19 protein-coding genes are annotated in these 17,903 nt (G+C 69.7%); 6 read left to right on the top strand and 13 right to left on the bottom strand.

What is annotated here, in order from left to right:
- The first annotated feature begins 58 nt into the window (after window positions 1-58).
- Entirely contained in the window at window positions 59-1,474 is a 1,416-nt protein-coding gene (locus tag RM788_RS42700; RefSeq protein ID WP_315925923.1) for an NF041680 family putative transposase, read from the top strand.
- Between the two features lie 138 nt (window positions 1,475-1,612).
- Here RM788_RS42700 and RM788_RS42705 read toward each other — a convergent pair whose 3' ends face one another.
- From RM788_RS42705 to RM788_RS42730, 6 genes are all read right to left on the bottom strand, one after another.
- Complete coding sequence (locus RM788_RS42705; RefSeq protein ID WP_315926049.1) at window positions 1,613-2,272, bottom strand: oleate hydratase; 660 nt, start codon at window positions 2,270-2,272, stop codon at window positions 1,613-1,615.
- A 2-nt stretch (window positions 2,273-2,274) separates the two neighbouring features.
- A complete protein-coding gene (locus RM788_RS42710) occupies window positions 2,275-3,660 on the bottom strand; it encodes a wax ester/triacylglycerol synthase family O-acyltransferase (RefSeq protein ID WP_315926051.1) in 1,386 nt (461 codons plus the stop codon).
- Entirely contained in the window at window positions 3,648-4,634 is a 987-nt protein-coding gene (locus RM788_RS42715; RefSeq protein ID WP_315926054.1) for an Acg family FMN-binding oxidoreductase, read from the bottom strand. The genes RM788_RS42710 and RM788_RS42715 overlap by 13 nt, the downstream gene beginning before the upstream one ends.
- A 440-nt stretch (window positions 4,635-5,074) precedes the next feature.
- Complete coding sequence (locus RM788_RS42720; RefSeq protein WP_315926056.1) at window positions 5,075-5,437, bottom strand: ArsR/SmtB family transcription factor; 363 nt, start codon at window positions 5,435-5,437, stop codon at window positions 5,075-5,077.
- Window positions 5,438-5,542: 105 nt separating this feature from the next.
- Window positions 5,543-7,186, bottom strand: coding sequence for a SulP family inorganic anion transporter (locus tag RM788_RS42725; protein ID WP_315926058.1), 1,644 nt, complete (start codon window positions 7,184-7,186; stop codon window positions 5,543-5,545).
- Entirely contained in the window at window positions 7,183-7,392 is a 210-nt protein-coding gene (locus RM788_RS42730; protein WP_315926061.1) for a hypothetical protein, read from the bottom strand. The genes RM788_RS42725 and RM788_RS42730 overlap by 4 nt, the downstream gene beginning before the upstream one ends.
- A 367-nt stretch (window positions 7,393-7,759) precedes the next feature.
- Between RM788_RS42730 and RM788_RS42735 the strand changes: the two genes are divergently transcribed.
- The gene (locus RM788_RS42735; protein ID WP_315934894.1) at window positions 7,760-8,266 is read left to right on the top strand and encodes a hypothetical protein; all 507 of its coding nucleotides are present in this window, start codon (window positions 7,760-7,762) and stop codon (window positions 8,264-8,266) included.
- 114 nt (window positions 8,267-8,380) lie between these two features.
- Here RM788_RS42735 and RM788_RS42740 read toward each other — a convergent pair whose 3' ends face one another.
- Window positions 8,381-8,725, bottom strand: coding sequence for a hypothetical protein (locus tag RM788_RS42740; protein WP_315926063.1), 345 nt, complete (start codon window positions 8,723-8,725; stop codon window positions 8,381-8,383).
- Between the two features lie 183 nt (window positions 8,726-8,908).
- Here RM788_RS42740 and RM788_RS42745 point away from each other — a divergent pair, with 183 nt between their 5' ends.
- Complete coding sequence (locus RM788_RS42745; protein WP_315926064.1) at window positions 8,909-10,612, top strand: GAF domain-containing sensor histidine kinase; 1,704 nt, start codon at window positions 8,909-8,911, stop codon at window positions 10,610-10,612.
- A gap of 3 nt (window positions 10,613-10,615) precedes the next feature.
- Here the strand turns inward: RM788_RS42745 and RM788_RS42750 are convergent, their stop codons facing one another.
- Window positions 10,616-11,266, bottom strand: a complete 651-nt coding sequence (locus RM788_RS42750) for a response regulator transcription factor (RefSeq protein WP_315926066.1) — start codon at window positions 11,264-11,266, stop codon at window positions 10,616-10,618.
- A gap of 188 nt (window positions 11,267-11,454) precedes the next feature.
- Between RM788_RS42750 and RM788_RS42755 the strand changes: the two genes are divergently transcribed.
- The 3 genes from RM788_RS42755 to RM788_RS42765 all read left to right on the top strand — a co-directional run bounded on the left by RM788_RS42755 (window position 11,455) and on the right by RM788_RS42765 (window position 13,614).
- On the top strand, window positions 11,455-12,336 hold the full coding sequence (locus RM788_RS42755) for a universal stress protein (protein ID WP_315926068.1): 882 nt from the start codon (window positions 11,455-11,457) through the stop codon (window positions 12,334-12,336).
- Between the two features lie 109 nt (window positions 12,337-12,445).
- A complete protein-coding gene (locus RM788_RS42760; protein WP_315926070.1) occupies window positions 12,446-13,021 on the top strand; it encodes a DoxX family membrane protein in 576 nt (191 codons plus the stop codon).
- Window positions 13,022-13,173: 152 nt separating this feature from the next.
- Window positions 13,174-13,614 (top strand): DUF5994 family protein, encoded by a 441-nt coding sequence (locus RM788_RS42765; protein ID WP_315926072.1) that lies wholly within the window; start codon window positions 13,174-13,176, stop codon window positions 13,612-13,614.
- A gap of 59 nt (window positions 13,615-13,673) precedes the next feature.
- On the opposite strand, the gene RM788_RS42770 is transcribed toward RM788_RS42765, so the two are convergent.
- The 5 genes from RM788_RS42770 to RM788_RS42790 form a co-directional block, all read right to left on the bottom strand.
- Entirely contained in the window at window positions 13,674-14,294 is a 621-nt protein-coding gene (locus RM788_RS42770; RefSeq protein ID WP_315926074.1) for a CBS domain-containing protein, read from the bottom strand.
- A 9-nt stretch (window positions 14,295-14,303) separates the two neighbouring features.
- Complete coding sequence (locus RM788_RS42775) at window positions 14,304-15,071, bottom strand: universal stress protein (RefSeq protein ID WP_315926076.1); 768 nt, start codon at window positions 15,069-15,071, stop codon at window positions 14,304-14,306.
- 136 nt (window positions 15,072-15,207) lie between these two features.
- Window positions 15,208-15,912, bottom strand: a complete 705-nt coding sequence (locus tag RM788_RS42780) for an HAD-IC family P-type ATPase (RefSeq protein ID WP_315926078.1) — start codon at window positions 15,910-15,912, stop codon at window positions 15,208-15,210.
- A 51-nt stretch (window positions 15,913-15,963) separates the two neighbouring features.
- Window positions 15,964-16,629, bottom strand: a complete 666-nt coding sequence (locus RM788_RS42785; RefSeq protein ID WP_315926080.1) for a BON domain-containing protein — start codon at window positions 16,627-16,629, stop codon at window positions 15,964-15,966.
- Between the two features lie 141 nt (window positions 16,630-16,770).
- Window positions 16,771-17,850: a hypothetical protein gene (locus RM788_RS42790; RefSeq protein WP_315926083.1), complete on the bottom strand. Its 1,080-nt coding sequence runs from the start codon at window positions 17,848-17,850 to the stop codon at window positions 16,771-16,773.
- Window positions 17,851-17,903: the final 53 nt, after the last annotated feature.

Genomic DNA, 17,903 nt, shown 5'->3' on the forward strand with positions numbered 1-17,903 from the left:
AAGCCCTTGGTTGATCATTCTTCTTGCGACAGAAGGAAGATCACAACCAAGGGCTTCGATGATCAGTATGCACCACCCCGGCACGGCCGCCGCGCTGAGGGACCTCTCCCAGTTCCGCCACGCCTTCCACCAGTGCCTGACCGCGCGAGCGGACGCGTTGTTCGAACTGACCGACAGTGCACTGTGCGCTGACGGGCCGGTCACATCGCTGGTCGAACTGTCGCTGGCCACCGAGCACCGTCGTGGCCACGGCAGCCTGTACGACGGTCTGAACCAGGGCCGGATCGACATCGGTCGATTCCGTAATGTCATAGCCCGCCAACAGATTCCGCGTGGTCACGATGGTCGGATCATGCTGGGGATCGACGTCAGCCACTGGCTACGTCCCGATGCGAACACCAGCCCCGACAGGCTGTTCTGCCACACCTACGCACGCGGCAAAGGCCAAGCCCAGATGATCCCCGGCTGGCCCTACTCCTTCGTGGCCGCCCTGGAACCCGGCCGCACCTCCTGGACGGCGATGCTCGACGTCCTCCGGGTACGCCCGAGCGATGACCACACGGACCTGGCCGCCACCCAACTGCGCACCGTGGTGGACGCGCTGATCACCGCCGGACACTGGCGCGAGGGCGATCCCGAGATCTGGATCATCGGCGACAGCGGCTACGACGGCCCCCGCCTGGCGTTCCTGCTGGCCGATCTCCCGGTCCACGTGCTGGTACGGATGCGCTCGGATCGGGTGCTGGCTTTCCCCGTACCACCACGGCGACCCGGCACCCGTGGCCGCAGTGCCCGGCACGGAACCCGGTTCGCGTTCGCCGATCCGGCGACCTGGTCGACCCCCACGCACACCACGACGACCGACACCGCCCGCTACGGAGCCGCGCACGCCCGCTCGTGGGATCGGTTGCATCCCACGCTGACCCGCACCGGCGCCTGGACAGGCCACCATGGCCCGCTCCCGATCATCGAGGGCACCGTGATCCGACTCCAAGTCGAGCGGCTGCCCGGAACGGGAACACCGAAACCGTTGTGGCTGTGGCATTCCGCCACCGCGACCACCGCCGCACAGGTGGACCGCCTGTGGCAGGCGTTCCTGCGTCGGTTCGATCTGGAGCACACTTTTCGGTTCTTCAAGCAAACCCTGGGCTGGACCACGCCCCGTATCCGGACTCCCGAGGCGGCGGATCGATGGACCTGGCTGGTGATCGTTGCCTACACCCAACTTCGGCTGGCTCGTCCTCTCGTGGAGGACCTACGGCGTCCCTGGGAGCGGAAGGCGGTCACACCTGACAGGTTGTCCCCGGCCAGGGTCCGACGGGGATTTCGTCGAGTTCGACCGGCGGCAGCCTTGCCCGCCGGCGCGCCGAAATTCTCCCGACCCGGTCCTGGGCGTCCAGCAGGATCACGAAACGCCCGCCGAGCCCCACTCCATGCCCCCGGCAAGACCCCAAAAACGGACATCAATGGTTAAACAAAAAGCTAAGCTGTCAGCGCTTCCTCCGCGGAGGAAGCGGATCCTTACGACTCACCGCCCGCCTTCCGCGGTGGCGGCGAAATCGAGATCGGTGACGCGCACGCCGTGGTCGACGACGACACCCCGTGCGGTCAACTACGCCAGGATCGGCCGCACGATGGAGTCGTACTGGTTCAGCCGGGTCCGGCGCACCCCGGACAGGGTGTGGATCCGGGGGAACTCCTGGAGGAATTGGAGGAAGTAGCGCTTGAGCTCGATAGCACTGTGCCAGTTCTGGAACGCGAACGTGGTGCGCCAGAGGAACCAGAAGTTCGTGCCGAAGAAGTGGGCCGAGAACAGGTCCTCGATCCGCCGAGCGCCGATCACGTGCTCTGGCATCGCCAACAACCTGGCTACCTCCAACCGGTCCCGGAGGTCGAAGCCCAGGTCGGAAGAGTCGAGAATGGTGTGGTTCGCGCCGATGACCCGGGCTTTGGTGTTAGTCGGGAATGCGGCGTTGAACCGCAGGACCTCCTTCCGGACCGACATCTCCGGGTCGTCGAGCGTGGGGATGTCCTCCAGCAGTTTCCACAAGCAGAGGTAGGCCTCGTCCTCGAGCATCCGCCCACCTCGGGTGACGTATCCTGTGTCGGGGTCACCGCAGCCGTCCAGTGAACCTCCGGGCATCGGCAGTTCCTCGAGGATGTGGATGTCCTCCCCGGCGAAGTGCCCGTCGCGGATGAGCAACACCGCGGCCGAAAGCGACGCGATGCCCGATCCCACCAGGTACGCGCGCGGAGCTGTCGTGCTCGTCATGACTATCTTCCGTCGGATTCTTCGAAACGCTGAAGGGCCACGAGGCCCGCCAAGGCTTGCTCGATGGTCTTCGCCAGCAGGTCGATGTCGGGGGTGCTGTCGTAGTCGGCGGTGATGCCGATCGCCAACCGGTCGCGGTAGGTCATCGCGGCGACGCCGGTCCGCAGCCGGGCGGCGATTGGTACGAACGGAAGGATCTCTACGACCCGCTTGCCGAACAGGTGGACGACGTCGCGCGGGCCCGGAACGTTCGTGGTGACGGTGACGACCGTGCGTTGCGGCAGCCCGGCGGCGAACCTGATTCCCCAGGACAGCGGGGCGAAGGGTTCCTGTTCCGCCAACGCCACCACCGCTTGCCCGGCTTCGCTCGCCCCGCTCTCCTTCAGCGCCGCCATTCGTTCGTGCACGGCGGTCAGCACCTCCAGCGGGTCGACGAGGTCGACCGGTAGGAACGGCATCAGCACCGACAGCCGGTTGTCCACGCTGGTCGACCGTTCGTGCGCGCGGACGGAGACCGGCACCATCGTCCGGACGGTGTCCGCGGCGGGAAGTTCACCGCGGTCGAGGAGAAGAGCGCGGAAACCGATGGTGATGGCGGCGAGGACGACGTCGTTCACGGTGACGCCGAACGACTTCCCGACTCGCGCGATGTCGGTCAGCGACGCCCTGGCGACGCGGTAGCGGCGTGGTTTGCCGAGCGGGCCCGACAGGGACGACGGGCCCGCGGGCGTGATCACACCGGCCAGCGCGGCCAGCCCCTTGACGGCACCGGTGGCGTGGCCCGCCACCAGGAAAGAAAAACGCAGCACGAGTTGCGCCTGTCGGAGCGGGCTGGTGGCCAGATCGCCGACCGCGCCGAGGAGGAGCCGCAGCATGCTGGGCGATTGCTCCTGTGGCGGAACGTCCTGTGCGGATACTGGCTCGTCGGTGAAGACCGCGCTGTAGAGAGCGGTTCCACCGACGCCGTCGACCAGGCAGTGGTGGACCTTGAAGAGCATGGCCCAGCGGCCGTCGGCGAGACCTTCCACCACCCAGCACTCCCAGAGTGGCCGGTCGCGGTCGAGGCGCTCATCCATGATCCGGCCGATCAGGTCGGTCAACTCGACCTCACCACCCGGCGCGGGCAAGGCGGTACGGCGAAGGTGATAACCGAGGTCGAAGTCCGGATCGTTGACCCACAGCGGCAGGCCCAGGTCCCAAGGCAACCGGCGGACCTTCTGCCTTGTTCGCCGTACGGGCCGTAGGCGCGCGGCGATCACCGCGGTGAAATGGGCGTGGTCGGGCGGCGGGCCCTCCACCACCGCGATGGACGCCATGGCCAGGGACGCGTGCGGATCGCCGTCCTCGACATCGAGGAAAGCCGCGTCCAGCGGGCTCAGCCGGTCCACGGGCTCCCCTGACCATCGCCGCTGTCGGCAGGGCTGGCCAGAACGTCGTCGACGGCTCGGCGTGAAGTCGCCGGCACCTGCCCTTGGTCCGTGGGAGCCCAGCCGATCCTGAGCACCATCTGGGGGAACGCGACACCGCCGAGCACCGTGGCGCCCAGGAGCTCCCTGATGCCCCTGACCTCCAGGGGCTGGCTGAGCGGGCAGGTCGCGAGACCGAGGTCCGTGGCGGCCAACAGCACCGCGCTCATCGCTTCCCCTGCTTGCAGTCGTGACACGCGGTCGTCCGCCGTCGTCGCCAGCACGATCAGTTCGCCGGCGTCGTCCTCCCATCCCTCTCGGACCTGGGTGAGCACGCCGTCGGGGAACGCGCGCATCGTGGTGTCCCCGTGCGGCACGGTCGTTCGCGGGGTGCTCGTGGCGGGGACCCCGTCCTCGGCGGCGGAGCCCCGGCCCGCCCACGCGGCGAGTTCACTCCGGTACTCGGGGTTGGCGTCCTGCTGCCGTGCGGCGTCGGCGATCGCCGACGTCAGCCGGAACCGGTCGTCCGGATTCGTGGCGGCGGCGGCGAGCGCGCCCTGCCCGACCGCTCGCTCGGCGACCATGTCGAGCAGGCCCTCGGGCACCGGCCACGAGGTGAACCGCCTGCGATCCGTGCGGCGGTGGGCGATGGCCGTCGAGAGTGCGATGTCCTCGGCGGTGGGGTTCCCCGACGTGAACTCCACGGCCGCGAGGTGGTCCGGCAGGGCAGGGTTGGGGAGGCGGTGCACGATCGTGTCCCACCCGGCGGCGGCGAACCCGACCCTCAGGTGGTGCAGAGCCGCGCCGCAGCTCATGAGGAGGTCGCGGCCGTCCGGGTCGGTGGCGGGCAGGTGGCGGCTCCGGTCGGCGAACAGGTGCAGCGAGTTGTCACCGGCGACCCAGCGCCACGGCTGCGAGTTGTGGATCGAAGGTGCACGACCCGCCAACGCGATCACGGAGCGGACGGTGTCGTCATCGGGTCCCTGGTGCCGCATGGCGGGGTCACTTCCTGTTCGGGTGCAATGATCGGTGTCGGACACCACCTACCGTTGCGCCGCCACGTGTCGCTGCGGAGAGTCCAAGGGCCCGACCGTTGAGGCCGAAGTCCCCCGTGCAGTCGCTGGGAACGCCCTGCCCCGTCGGGTCGTGAGCCATGGGAAGCGGTCTCCCTTACACCATGGCGAAGGAGCCCTGGCGGTTTCGGTTCGAACGTGAACGCCGCTGTGGTCGACACCTAGGGCGCCGAAAGGACGGAACCCTGGTCGGCGCAACCACCACCCTGACCCAGGGAAGCCGCTCGGGAGATCTATCCCGTCCTGACAGGAGCCGGGACGGTCGCCAGCGGCGGCCGTCCGTGGGCGCACCGACTGTCAGGGCCACGCCCTCGATCTCACCGCTAGCCTGCGACGGGTCCCCTCGCGAGCGCGGGTGAATCGGGATCGTGAAGATCCTCCAGCAGCTCGATCTGTCCTGAGAGGACGCTGGTGAGGATCGTCCGTGCCACCGCGAGCAGCTCGGCGACCTGGGGATTGGTCAGCGAGTAGTGGACGGTCGAACCTTCCTTGCGGGTGACGACCAGCCCCGCGCGCCGGAGCACCGCCAACTGCTGGGACAGGTTCGACGGTTCGATGTCCAGCTCGGTCAGCAGTTCGGCGACGGCGTACTCGCGCGTGCTGAGCAGTTCCAGCACCCTGATGCGCGCCGGGTGGCCGAGGGTTTTGAAGAACTCGGCCTTCAGCTGGTAAAGGGGCCTGCTCATCGGTTTCCTTCGGTGCCGCGGAGGGCGGGAGCGGCCGTCGTCGTCACGTGCCACCTCCTGCCTTTGCGCCTGGTGATCGGACTCTAACAATCGTCGCACTCCGTCCTACTGGTGCAGCAGGGCGCGGGCGTGCTCGATCGCCTCGGGTGTGGAGGCGAACACCCGGCCGAGGTCGCGCAGACGGGTGGCCGGGCCGAGTGCGTCGAGCACACGTTCGTGGCCCGGTTTGACGCCGGACACGAGCACGGCGATGCCGCGGTGCTCCAGTCGTCCGATGACGTCGCGCAGGACCAGCGCGCCGGTGGCGTCGATGGTGGAGACGCGGGACATCCGCAGGATGACGACCTTGACGTCGGCGACCTCGGTGAGTTCCAGGAGGAACCGGTGCGCGGCGGCGAAGAACAACGGCCCGTCGAGGCGGTAGGCGACGATGTGCTCGGCCAGCAGCGCCTGCTCCTCCCCGGCGTGCCGGCTGTGGTCGAGGACGATCTGCTCCAGCCGCGCGGTCCCGGCGATCGTGCGCAGCGCCAGACCGCCCGCGACGACCAAGCCGACGATGACGGCGGTGACCAGGTCCAGCGCGAGCGTGGTGACGGCGGTGAGCACCAGGACGAGCGCGTCGGACCGGGTGGAACGGAGCAGCGCGAGCACCGCGCCGACCTCGACCATGCGGATCGCGGTGGCCAGCAGGACCCCGGCCAGCGCCGCGATCGGGATCGCGCCCACGAGCGGCGCGGCGGTGAACACGATGACCGCCAGCACGAGGGCGTGGCTGAGCGCGGCCAACCGCGAGCGCGCACCCGCCCGGACGTTGACCGCCGTGCGGGCGATCGCCGCCGTGGCGGGCACCCCGCCGAACAGCGGGGTGACGAGGTTCGCCAAGCCCTGGCCGAACAGCTCCTTGTCCGGGTCGTGGTGCTCGTCGACGCTCATCGCGTCCGCCACCGTCGCGGACAGCAGGCTTTCCAGGGCGGCCAGCGCCGCCACCGCCACCGCTGACGGCACCAGCGCGGTCAGCGTGCTTGGGTCGAGGAAGCCGAGCGAGGGCACGGGCAGGGTCGAGGGCAGGGCCCCGATGCGCGCCACCGGCAGGTTCGTCGCCCAGACGACGAGCGTCGCCACCACCACCGCGATCAACGAGAACGGCACCTTCGGCCGCCACCGGCCACCGAGCAGCATCACCAGCGCCACACCGACTGAGAGGACAACAGCCTGCCAGCTCGGGTGCGCGCCGAAGTCGGCCACCGCCCTGGCCGCGACGAGCACGATCTGCTCCCCATGCGGCGTGGGCACACCCAGCGCGGCGGGAACCTGCTGCAACGCGATCACCCCGGCGATGCCGAGGGTGAACCCCTCCACGACGGGCACGGGCACGTAGCGCATGTACCGGCCGGCGCGCGCCACGGCCAGTCCGATCAGCAGGACGCCTGCCATCAGACCGACCGTCAGCACTCCTGCGGGGCCGTGGACGGCGACGATCGGGGCCAGCACGACGGTCATCGCCCCGGTCGGCCCGGACACCTGGAGGCTGGAGCCGCCGAAGACTGCCGCCACCGCGCCGGCCACGACGGCCGTCACCAGGCCGGCCGCCGCGCCGAGGCCGGAGGCGATGCCGAACCCCAGCGCCAGCGGCAGCGCGACGATCGCGACCGTCACACCGGCCACGAGGTCGTGGCGCGGTGACCGGGCCAGCGACATCAGCTCCGGCTTGCCGGGCAGCAGGGACCGCACACCGCCTCGCGCGCTCATGAGGGGCAGTGTGCGGCGAGCTGGGGCACTGCGATCGTCGGCTTATCGCCGACGTCGATCCCAGGGGCACGGACGAGGCGTTCCAGGCTCCGTAGATCCGCTTCGTGCAGTTCGGCGAGTTCGTGGTCGTGGTTCGCCAGCGCTGAGCGCACGGTCTGCCGCGCGGAGTCGACCCGGCTGTGCATGGTGCTAGCGAACTCGTTCATCGCGATGCCCCCTGTGCGGCTCGAGTATGAAGATTTCATCATGTTATGACTTGAAGAAATCTTCAAGTCATAACATGATGTATCGATGTGATGTCGACGTCATGCCACCCGACCTGATCGATGACAGCACGCAAGGTCACCCGTGGACGACGGCTACTCGCATTGCCGCGCCCTTGCGGCCGGGAGGGCTCCGACCCGATGGGAAACCCCGATGTGATCACGAGTGGCGGGACACGTACGCCATCCGGTGCTACGGGTTCCACGACCTTGCACATGCCTACTGCGTTTGACGCGCCGCCGGGATCGCGCGAGTGGACACCCCTGGACTGGTGGCGCTGGCAGGCACCGGTGACATACGGGAGGTCGAATCAAAGCGGTACAAAGTAATCCGGACGCGCAACCGGACATCGCGGTCTCCGCATATCGGATAGCGGGCGGAATCGGCGCGATAGCCGTCGCGGCCGAGGGAGTCGCCGTGCTCGCGTTCACTGGTGGCGTCGGCGACCACTCCGCCCTGGTGCGGCGGTGGGCGGCGGAACGCTCTGGGTTCCCCGGCATCGCCATCGATCCCCGGCGCAACGCGCAGCGCACGGCGATGGCCAGCCTCATCGCGGTCGGCGCGGCCGTGCGGACCGTCATGGTCGACCGCGTGGGAGGACCTGTGGATCGCCTACGAGGTGTGGACGCCGCTCGGCGGGGCGTCGCGGGAACGGGGGAGTCGAAACCCAGGCGCAGCAGGGTTTGCGGTGCCAGGGTGCCGCCGAGCGCCCGCCGCAGCTCCTCGCGCACGTGCGGCACCTCGATCTGCTGGGACAGGAACGACGCGGACAGCCCCAGAGTGGTCGCGGTCAGCAGCACGCGTTGCATTGCCTAGTCCGACCAGCGGGCCGTCGTAGAATGAGCAGAGCACGACCGCCAGCGGGTCGGACTCGTAGTCCTTGCCCGGCAGGCGTTCGTGCGTCGCTTCGGGCGCGAAGTCGCCCAGCACCTACTCGTCCTGGGACTCCGGACGCGGTCCGGCCGACCCGATCGCGACGCCCGCGTCGTCGGGGCGCTGCCGGTCCACGCGCAGTTCGGCCAGCGTGGCCGGATCGGCGGCTTGGTCGTGCTGGGCTCGGCGCACGAGCTGTTGCAGCTTCGCCCGCTCCGCGCGGTCGTTGACCACGTGCAGCCACGAGCGCTCCACGTCCGCCGCCCGCACGAGCAACGCGCGGTGGGCGACCGGTACCGGCGCGTCGACGAACGGCCGCCGGTTCGTCCGCCGGAGTGGCACGGCCGTCAGCAGTGCGAGGTCGTCGGCGTCGGGCGGCTGCGTGGAGCCCAGCCGGATCACCGCGAGAGCCTCTGGCGCGTCCGCTCCGGGCAGCAGGCTGACCAGCGGCCGGATCCCATTGTCGCGCAGAGCCAGCTGGAGGTTGAGCAGCGCGGCGCCACAGGACAGCCGCAGCTCCCGCCCATCAGAGTCGCGTGGTCCGCGCCCGGCGTGCGAGGGTGGACCCCTAGGGCGGGAGCGCCGATGTCACCGCAGAAGCCCGATCCGATCGTCCGCGAAGCAGTCAGGGGCGGCCTGGCCGGACTGCGCCTCACCGAACTCCTCGACGAGGTCCAGGAACGGCTCGTCGAGATAGGCCGGACCAGAGACCACGTGCAAGGCCTGCTGGACGCCGTCCTCGCCGTCGGCGCAGGTCTCGAACTCGACTCCACCCTCCAGCGGATCGTCCAAGCCGCCGTCGACCTCGTCGGCGCCCGGTACGGTGCGCTGGGCGTGCTCGGCACCAGGGACGACCTCTCGGAGTTCGTCTACGTCGGCATCGACGGCGACACCCGCGAGCACATGGGCCACCTGCCCGAGGGCAAAGGCCTGCTCGGGCTGTTGATCGAGGACCCCAGAGCCATCCGGCTCTTCGACCTGTCCCAGCACTCCGCCTCGGTCGGCTTCCCCGCCAACCACCCGCCGATGCACAGCTTCCTCGGCGTGCCCGTCCGGGTGCGCGACGAAGTGTTCGGCAACCTCTACATGACCGAGAAGAAGGACGCCGCCGAATTCACCCTCGACGACCAGGTCGTCCTCCAAGCCTTGGCCGCAGCCGCAGGCGTGGCGATCGAGAACGCCAGGCTGTTCGAGCGGTCCCGGATGCGCGAACGGTGGATGGAAGCCACCGCGGAGATCAACTCCGAGCTGCTCGGGGGCGCCTCCGGCGAGGTCGCGCTCCAGCTCATCACGCAGCGCACCCTGGAACTGCTCGGTGCGGACTGCGCGCTGATCGTGCTGGGCGATGACGAGCACGCGCCCCACGTCACGGCGGCGGCGGGCATGCCGGTCGAGCACCTCGTCGGCGCCGACCTCGCGGTGGGCGACTCCGCAGTGCAAGAGGTCCTGCGCAGTGGCACGCCGAAGCTGATCGACGACCTGGAAGGCCACCTCGGCGACGTCTCCGACGTGTTCGGACCGGGCGTCGCGGTGCCGATGCGGGTGGGTGCGGCGGTGACCGGGGTGCTACTGGCCGCGCGGCGCAAGGGCGAGGCGCTGTTCCAGGCCGACCAGGTGCCGGTGCTCGCCTACTTCGCCGACCAGGCCGCGCTTGCTCTGGAACTGGCCGACAAGCAGCGTTCCCAACGGCTGCTCGACGTGCTCGCCGACCGCGACCGGATCGCCAGGGACCTGCACGACCACGTCATCCAACGCCTGTTCAGCACCGGTCTGAGCCTGCAGGGAACCCTGCGGAGGAAAGACGAGGGCGAGATCAGGGCCAGGGTGCGCGCGGCCGTCGAGCAGCTCGACCAGACGGTGCAGGAGATCCGCACGTCCATCTTCGACCTGCAGGACGCCGGAGACGGGAGCGTCGGACTGCGGCGCAGACTGCTGGACCTGATCGCCACGTTGAGCCAGGACGCCCCGCTGTCCCCGTCGGTGCGGATGTCCGGCACCGTGGACAACTCCGTGTCCGAGGAGATCGGCGAACACGCGATGGCCGTGGTGGGCGAGGCGGTCAGCAACGCGTTGCGGCACGCCCGCGCGTCCGAGCTGGTGGTGACGGTGGAGGCCACCGACGAACTGGTCATCTCGGTGGTGGACGACGGCGTCGGCCTGCCCGGCGAGGTCGCGCGCAGCGGGCTGCGCAACCTCGAGCAGCGCGCGACCGGGATCGGTGGGTCCCTCGCGGTGACGTCCGAGCCCGCGGGCGGCACCCGGTTGACCTGGCGGGTGCCATTGCGCTGAGGGCTACTGGTCCTCGGTGGGCGGGCGGCGCAGTTGCGTGGACAGCACCGCGGCCTGCGTCCGGCACTGCATGCCGAGCTTGGCCAGCAGGTGCAACACGTAGTTCTTGACGGTCTTCTCGGCCAGCGACATCCGTTCCGCGATCTCGCGGTTGGTCAGGCCGTCGCCGATCAGCTCCAGCACCGCGCGCTCCTGGTCGGACAGCGTGCGCACCGGGTCGCCCTGGCCGCGTTCGCGGCGGATCCGGTTCAGCAGCGCGGACGTGGTGCGCGCATCCAGCAGGGACTGTCCCGACGCGACGGTACGCACGGCGTGGACCAAGTCGTTACCCAGGATCTGTTTGAGCACGAACCTGGACGCCCCGGCCATGATCGCGTCGAACAGGGCCTCGTCGTCGGCGAACGACGTCAGCATCAGGCAGTGCAGTTCCGGTTGCCTCGACCGCAGTTCGCGGCACAGCTCGATGCCGTTGCCGTCGAGCAGCCTGATGTCGAGCACGGCCACGTCCGGCCCGGTCGCGGGCACCCTCGTGAGCGCCTCGGTCACCGATCCCGCCTCGCCGACGACCAGCAGGTCGTCCTCATCGCTCAGGAGGTCCGCGATACCGCGGCGGACGATCTCGTGGTCGTCGACCAGGAACACTTTCGTCACCATCAGTACACCTCCCCAGGTCGCACGGTACGTCCTTGTCGACCACGGTGCTCGTGCGGAGTGATCGGGGACAGAGAACAAAGACCCTGGTCCGCGCGCCATCCGGCGCGGCATCGGATGACCTGGGACGGCAGACCGGAGCAGAGGGCCTCCTTAGCGTGGGAGGCACCACCCACCCCGAGGAGACCGCCATGGACCGCAACCCGGTCGCACCCCCCGTCGTCGTCGGTGTCGACGGCTCGCCCTCCGCGCTCGACGCCGTCGCCTGGGCCGCTGACGAGTGCGCTCGCCACCACGTGCCGCTGCGGCTCGTGCACACCTACTTCCTGCCTGCCATCGGGTACCCGAACATGATGGTGAACCCGACCGAGGTCCTCGCGGCGTTCGCCGCACAGGGCAGGCTGTGGCTCCAGGAGGCGGAGGCCGCTGCCCGCACGGTGGCTCCCGGCATCGCGGTGGAGACGTCGCTGTTCTCCGGTCAGGCGATCCCGCTGCTGCTCGAGGAGAGCGCGAACGCCAGGACCGTCGTGGTGGGGTCCCGCGGCCTCGGCGGCTTCACCGGCCTGCTGGTCGGTTCCACGGCCGCCGCCCTCACCGCCCACTCGCGCTGCCCGGTCGTGGTCGTCCGCAATCGGACGACCGACAGCGGACCGGTGGTCGTCGGCGTCGACGGCTCCCCGGCGAGCGAGACCGCCATCGCGTTCGCCTTCGAAGCCGCCTCGACGCGCGACGCGCCGCTGACCGCCGTGCTGTCATGGACCGATGTGCTGGTCGAGAGCGCCTTCCAGGCCACCCGGTTCTCGATGGACTGGTCCCAGGTCGAGGCTGAGCAGCAGCGGCTGCTGGCGGAGCGCATGGCCGGGTGGCAGGAGAAGTACCCGGACGTCGTGGTGGAGCGCGTGGTCGTGCGCGACCGACCGGTCCGAGCCCTGGTGAGTGCCGCCCGGCACGCGCGGCTGCTGGTGGTGGGCAGCCACGGGCGGGGCGGGTTCACCGGGATGCTGCTGGGGTCGACCAGCCAGGCGCTCGTGCACCACGCGCCGTGCCCCGTCGCCGTAGTCCGCTCGAACTGACCATTCACGAAGGACGGACGCCGAAGTTCCCGGTGCGCTCGGGACGTTCGGCACCGGCACGAACACCGCGGGACGACCAACACTGGTGACGAGCCAAGGAGGCCCTGCCATGTCCCTCAAGCACCAAGTGAAGCCCACCACCGAGATCCCGGCCCCTGCCCCGGCCTCGACCAGTACCGGCAAGGCATTGGCCGCATTGCGGATCGCCGTCGGCACCCTGTTCCTGTGGGCGTTCCTCGACAAGCTGTTCGGCTTCGGCTACGCCACCCAGTCCGGTGGCGCCTGGATCAACGGCGGATCACCCGCCAAGGGATTCCTCGGACACGTCGACGTCGGCCCGTTCCAATCGCTGCTGCGCGCCATGGCCGGATCGACGCTGGTGGACGCGCTGTTCATGCTCGGCCTCGCCGGAGTCGGCATCGCCGTGCTGCTCGGTGTCGCGCTGCGGATCTCGGCCATCGCCGGAACCGTGATGATGGCCCTGATGTGGATCGCCGAATGGCCGCTGGCCCAGCACACCTCGGCCGGCGCACCCAGCGCCTCCACCAACCCGCTGATCGACTACCACGTCGTCTACGCGCTCGCGCTGATCGTCTTCGCGGTCGCGCTCGCCGGCCACACCTGGGGCCTTGGCAGGCGGTGGGCGGACCTCAAGCTCGTCCGCGCCAACCGTTGGCTGCTCTGACCACCCGTTCGCCTCGACGCGCGTTCCCACCGGGAGCGCGCGTTCGGCGTACGGTGAGCACACCGAGAGCATCTCGCGCGTCGCGCGTCCGAGCCGATGCCGTCCTCGGCGCATCCCATGGCGGTCGAACGGCCGCGGACGGGACAAACGCCATGACGCACGACCACACCTTCACCTTTCCCCCGGTCGACGCGAAGCACCCGCTTCGACTGCGGCTCAAGCCCAAGGCCGCGCCGACCGGGTACGTCGACGGGGCCTGGTGGCCGCGGACCCGCGACCTGGCCGCGGAACTGCCGGAACTGGCCGAGGTGCTGGAGATCCGACTCGGAGCCGTGTCACGGGTCGCGTACGCGATCGGGGCGTGGGACGACACTCCGCGCCGCGTGGAGGTCGAGGGCCAGGTGGTCCGGCTGGAGGGCTTCCACGTCCAGGACGGCAACGTCGTCCACGTGACCGGGGCCGACAAGCGGCGCATCAGCCTGCTGGTCGTGCCACCGGGACTGGTCGGGTCCGCCGGGCACGACGCGATGACGCACGCGTCCGGACGCGGCAACGCCGACAGTCCTGCCGACATCCTGGTCGCTGCCGGCTAGCACGCGAAAACCGGCCCCGTGCGGACGTTTCCGCCCACCGGGACCGGTGCGGTGGTGCCTCAGACCGACTGGTCGGCCCGTGTGATGACCTTGACCGACTGAACGCCCGGCACGGCCTGCGCCAGCACAGTCGCGACATGCCGGTCCGTGCCGTCGTCGAACTCGTCAACGATCCGCACCGCTCCGTCGGCCACGGTCACCGTCCACCGGTCCCCGCCCGCGTAGGCGGCCAACTGGTGTCGCACGTCGGTGACGATCGCGAGGTCGTCGCGGGCGATGGTCCGCAACAGGTCGCGGCGGGTGACGATGCCGGCGACCCGTTCCCCGTCGAGGATCGGGATGCTGCGGATGTCCTCGCGCAGCATCACCTTCGCCAGCTCGGCCGCGTCGGCGTGCCGGGGCATCCCGGTGGCCGGGCTGCTCATCACCCGCTCGACCGTGTCGGGGGAGTGCGGGTGCGCAACGGGTTCCCGATCGCGCCAGATGCGGGCCCTCGGATCCGGCAGGATCCGGTCCCGCATCAGATCCGCCTCGGTCACGACGCCGAGCAGCCGGTCCTCCTGGTCCACCACGGGGAGCGCGGTGAAGCCGTGGGCGGCGAGCAGAGCGGTGGCTGCCTTGGCGGGTGTGTCGGGACGGACCGTGACGGCCGGGCTGGACATGATGTCTTCCGCGCGCATGGCGGACTCCTAGTTGCCGTCGAGGATGGGCACCGCTGGGCGCGGGACGAGTACGTGCGACCCGACCAGCAGCACCGGGATCGTGCTGTGGCGCAACAGGGTCCGACCGACTGAACGGAGGCCGCCGTGCGAGCCCACGACCACCGCGGAGCCGAAGTGCGCGTGCCACGCCAGTCCCTTGGCGGGCGGGCCGTCGATCAGCTCCGTGCGTACCCGCACGCCGGGATGCCCGTTCGCCACCTCGGAGATCGCGTCGCGGATGACGTCGGACGCGATGTCGTCCGACCGGGGAGCGCACCGGACGACGATGACCCCGGTGTCGAGCGCCTCCGCCTCTGCGAATGCCAGTTCCAGCAGGCCCGGGACGTCGTCGCCGTCGTGGACGCCGACCACCACCGGGTGATCGGCGTCGAAGGAGCGGACACCCGCGGGAACGGCCACGACAGGGCACGACGCACGGACACTCACCGCCAGCGCCGTCGGCGCCTTGACCAGCTCGGCGAACGCGCTCCGCGGTCGATGACCGACCACCACCAGGTGCGCGGTCTCGGACTCGGCGACCAGGACGTCCACCACCGGTCCCGTCGTGAACTCCTGGTGCACCTCCACACCGGGGTGAACGGACCCGATCGGGTCCACCACGGACAGCAGGTCGGGGGAGTTGTGGACGAGCCGCAGCGGCAGTCCGCGCAGACGAGCGTAGTCCGCGGCCCACCACGCGGCGTCCGCGGTGGCCGACATGTCGACCACCACCGATCCGGTGCTCAGAGTGCTCATGACCGCCACCCTCCGGCACCCGGCGCAGCGCGGACACGGGCGAAGGTCCTGCCGTGCAAGGGCCTTTCCCTGTGGCCGCTAAACGCATCGGTGGGCACGGGGTCGAAGGTCCTCGGTGCGACGGGGCTCTGGCCGCTCACCAGCGGGTCGCTCGTATTCCGGAGGGCGGACTTCCGTGATGCGAAGCGTCCGGGCAGGTCACGACGACCACGATGGTAGCGAACAGGATGGCTACGCTGAACGCGCTGCCGACAAGCAGCCACACCGCCAGCGTCAGCCCGCCGCCCACCAATGCGAGGAGCACCAGCCAGAACGCGGCCCGGTCGGCCAGGCGTTGACCGGGGGCCTTGGAGTTCTGGGCCTGCTGCACGAGGCGGACGATCCGGGCGAGGGTGGTGTCGGCGTTCAGTTTGGTGGCGCGCATCCGGAGGGTGCTGTTGCGGTTGATGGTGGCGCCGATGACCGTGCTGCTGGGATGTTTGTGCACCGGCAGGCTTTCACCGGTGACCAGGGACTCGTCGATCTCGCTGGCGCCGTCCTCGACGACACCGTCCACGGCGTTCTTCCCACCCTGCCGGACCAGCGGCAGGTCGCCCACGACGACATCGGCCGTGGGGACCTCGACCTGCAGACCGTCGCGTAGGACGAGGGGGTGCGGCAGGGTCAGGTCGAGCAGGGCCCGGATGGCTTCGCCGGCCCCGCTTTGGCGCGCATCTCGAACCAGTGCCCGAAGCAACACGAACGCGGCGAGCACTGTGGCGGCTTCGTAGAACACCTCGCCGCCACCGGTGAGCGTGACGACCAAGGCGTAGAGCCGGCCCTCGCAGACCAGGGCCGCCATCCGCGTCGTCGCCACCGGACGGGGTCGCGCGACCCCGTCCAGCGATGAGGTCTAGTAGGAGATGCGCAGGTGGTCGACCACGCCGGTGACGCCCGGTGCGGCCCAGGCGGAGTGCTTGGCCTGGCGGCGTTCGGCCCACGATCCGATGGTGCCCTCCAGGGTGACGACGCCCGCGTCGTCGGTCTCGACCCCGATCTTCCTGCCGTCGAGCTGGGCGTTGCGCACGAGCGCGGCCGTGATGCCCGCCCTGATGTCGACCGGCGAGGCGGTCGGGCGGATCAGGACGTTGTTGACGACTTCCTTAACGCCCTTGATGTGGTGCACCGTGCGCTCGGCGGCCTCGTGCTGGAAGTGCCACGGCACGGTGCCGGTGAGGGTGACGACCCGGTTGTGCACGGAGACCTTGACCGTGTCCGGGACGTCGACGGCGCGCTCTACCGCTTCGCCCGCCCCGCGGGCGATGTCGGTGTCGGTGACCGCGTTCCAGGTGTTGTTCACGGTGATCTCCTGGGCGATGGCGGTCACGCCGTGCACGCGTTCGGCCACCTTGCCCGCGAGCCGCTTCTCGGGGAAGCTGTCGACCTCGCCCGACAGGGTGACCGCGCCGTCGTTGACCGACACGCCGATGTGGGCGCTGTTCACCTCCGGGGTCCACATCAGCTCGTCGACGACCGCGCTTTTCAGTTCGCTGTCCGGCCTGTGCAGTGTTTTCGTCATGTCTTCACAGTGTCGGGGGGTCGAGGTGGTCGTCAGAGCAGAACGTCCTCGTGCGAACGCCGGACGGCCCCGATGGTCCCGGTGCCGTCGAGCGCGCCCCGCTCAACACCGCCGCCAGCGGCGGTCGGACTCGGGTGTCCGTCATCGCGTCGAGCGCAGGTAGACCTCACGTGCGGCCAGGCTGACGGCGAGGTGGTCGACCAGCGGGTCCAGGAACGCGTCCCGGTAGCGGGCGTCGATGACGGTCGTGGTGACGAAGTACATGCCGGAGAACGCTGCCAGGAACAACGACACCTGGAGCAGTTCGTCGGGTACGGGCAGGTCGACGCCGAACAGCGAACCCACCCCTGGGGTGTGGCCGATCCACGACGCCATGACCTCCGGTCGCAGCGATATCAGGCCGAAGGCGACGAAGAAGGCGAACATCAGCAACGAGAACACCAGCACCTGGACCAGTTGCGCCAGCAGCAGCACGACGACCATGTTCGCCTTCTCCGAGCGACGCAGCGCTATCCGCTCGGAGCCGACGGCGGGCGCGTCGAACGGTGTGGTGCGCCACCAGTCCGGCTCGATCGGATCCCGCTGGTGTGAGCCCAGCGCCCGCAGTTCGTCGGACAGCACCGAGAACATGTAGAACAGGCCCACCAGGACGAACAGGCCGATCACCAGCCAGAGCCGTTGCCGCGTCAGCGATCCGGCAACCTGCCAGACCTCGTTGGTGAAGAACCCGAAAGTGGTGAACAGCAACAGCAGCGGCAGCGCTTTGCTGGTCATCGTCCCCAGTGCCCGCACCTGGCGTAGGGCGGTCCTGAGCGCCCACCCCACCACGGAGTCGACGCCGAGGTAGACAAGGACCACCAGCACGAGCACGGTGACCAGGCCGCCGAGGGCCAGGACGACACCGACGCCGTCGATGACCGGCCACAGGGCGACGTACAGGCCGGAGGCGATCACGGCTGTGGCAGTGCCCTTGCGGTCCTGGGTCCTGTGGCGGACCCAGATCGCGGCCGACCACGCCGCGGTGGCGGGAAGCAGGACCAGACTCGCCAACGCCACGCCGTAACCGGCGGCGAACCAACCATCGTCCATCCGGTGGGTGAACTCGCGATCCGAGCCTCCGTCCAGCAGCCGGAGCAGATCGTAGAGCAGTCGCCACAGCACCAGGAACGACAACGCGGGGGTGATCCGGACCAGCAGTTGCCCAGGTCGACTTTCGACCACGGAAGGCAGTCCTCGGCGCCGAAACCACAGTTCGACAGCCCGACGGTGCGGGC

It is taken from the genome of Umezawaea sp. Da 62-37 (genome assembly GCF_032460545.1).
GTDB lineage: Bacteria > Actinomycetota > Actinomycetes > Mycobacteriales > Pseudonocardiaceae > Umezawaea.

Bases quoted from the DNA above. Each gene is read 5' to 3' on its own strand.
- RM788_RS42775 (WP_315926076.1), bottom strand. From the start codon at position 15,071: ATGAGCACTCTGAGCACCGGATCGGTGGTGGTCGACATGTCGGCCACC.
- RM788_RS42770 (WP_315926074.1), bottom strand. From the start codon at position 14,294: ATGCGCGCGGAAGACATCATGTCCAGCCCGGCCGTCACGGTCCGTCCC.
- RM788_RS42705 (WP_315926049.1), bottom strand. From the start codon at position 2,272: ATGACGAGCACGACAGCTCCGCGCGCGTACCTGGTGGGATCGGGCATC.
- RM788_RS42780 (WP_315926078.1), bottom strand. From the start codon at position 15,912: ATGGCGGCCCTGGTCTGCGAGGGCCGGCTCTACGCCTTGGTCGTCACG.
- RM788_RS42725 (WP_315926058.1), bottom strand. From the start codon at position 7,186: ATGAGCGCGCGAGGCGGTGTGCGGTCCCTGCTGCCCGGCAAGCCGGAG.
- RM788_RS42765 (WP_315926072.1), top strand. From the start codon at position 13,174: ATGACGCACGACCACACCTTCACCTTTCCCCCGGTCGACGCGAAGCAC.
- RM788_RS42760 (WP_315926070.1), top strand. From the start codon at position 12,446: ATGTCCCTCAAGCACCAAGTGAAGCCCACCACCGAGATCCCGGCCCCT.
- RM788_RS42720 (WP_315926056.1), bottom strand. From the start codon at position 5,437: ATGAGCAGGCCCCTTTACCAGCTGAAGGCCGAGTTCTTCAAAACCCTC.
- RM788_RS42745 (WP_315926064.1), top strand. From the start codon at position 8,909: ATGTCACCGCAGAAGCCCGATCCGATCGTCCGCGAAGCAGTCAGGGGC.
- RM788_RS42730 (WP_315926061.1), bottom strand. From the start codon at position 7,392: ATGAACGAGTTCGCTAGCACCATGCACAGCCGGGTCGACTCCGCGCGG.
- RM788_RS42750 (WP_315926066.1), bottom strand. From the start codon at position 11,266: ATGGTGACGAAAGTGTTCCTGGTCGACGACCACGAGATCGTCCGCCGC.
- RM788_RS42785 (WP_315926080.1), bottom strand. From the start codon at position 16,629: ATGACGAAAACACTGCACAGGCCGGACAGCGAACTGAAAAGCGCGGTC.
- RM788_RS42700 (WP_315925923.1), top strand. From the start codon at position 59: ATGATCAGTATGCACCACCCCGGCACGGCCGCCGCGCTGAGGGACCTC.
- RM788_RS42755 (WP_315926068.1), top strand. From the start codon at position 11,455: ATGGACCGCAACCCGGTCGCACCCCCCGTCGTCGTCGGTGTCGACGGC.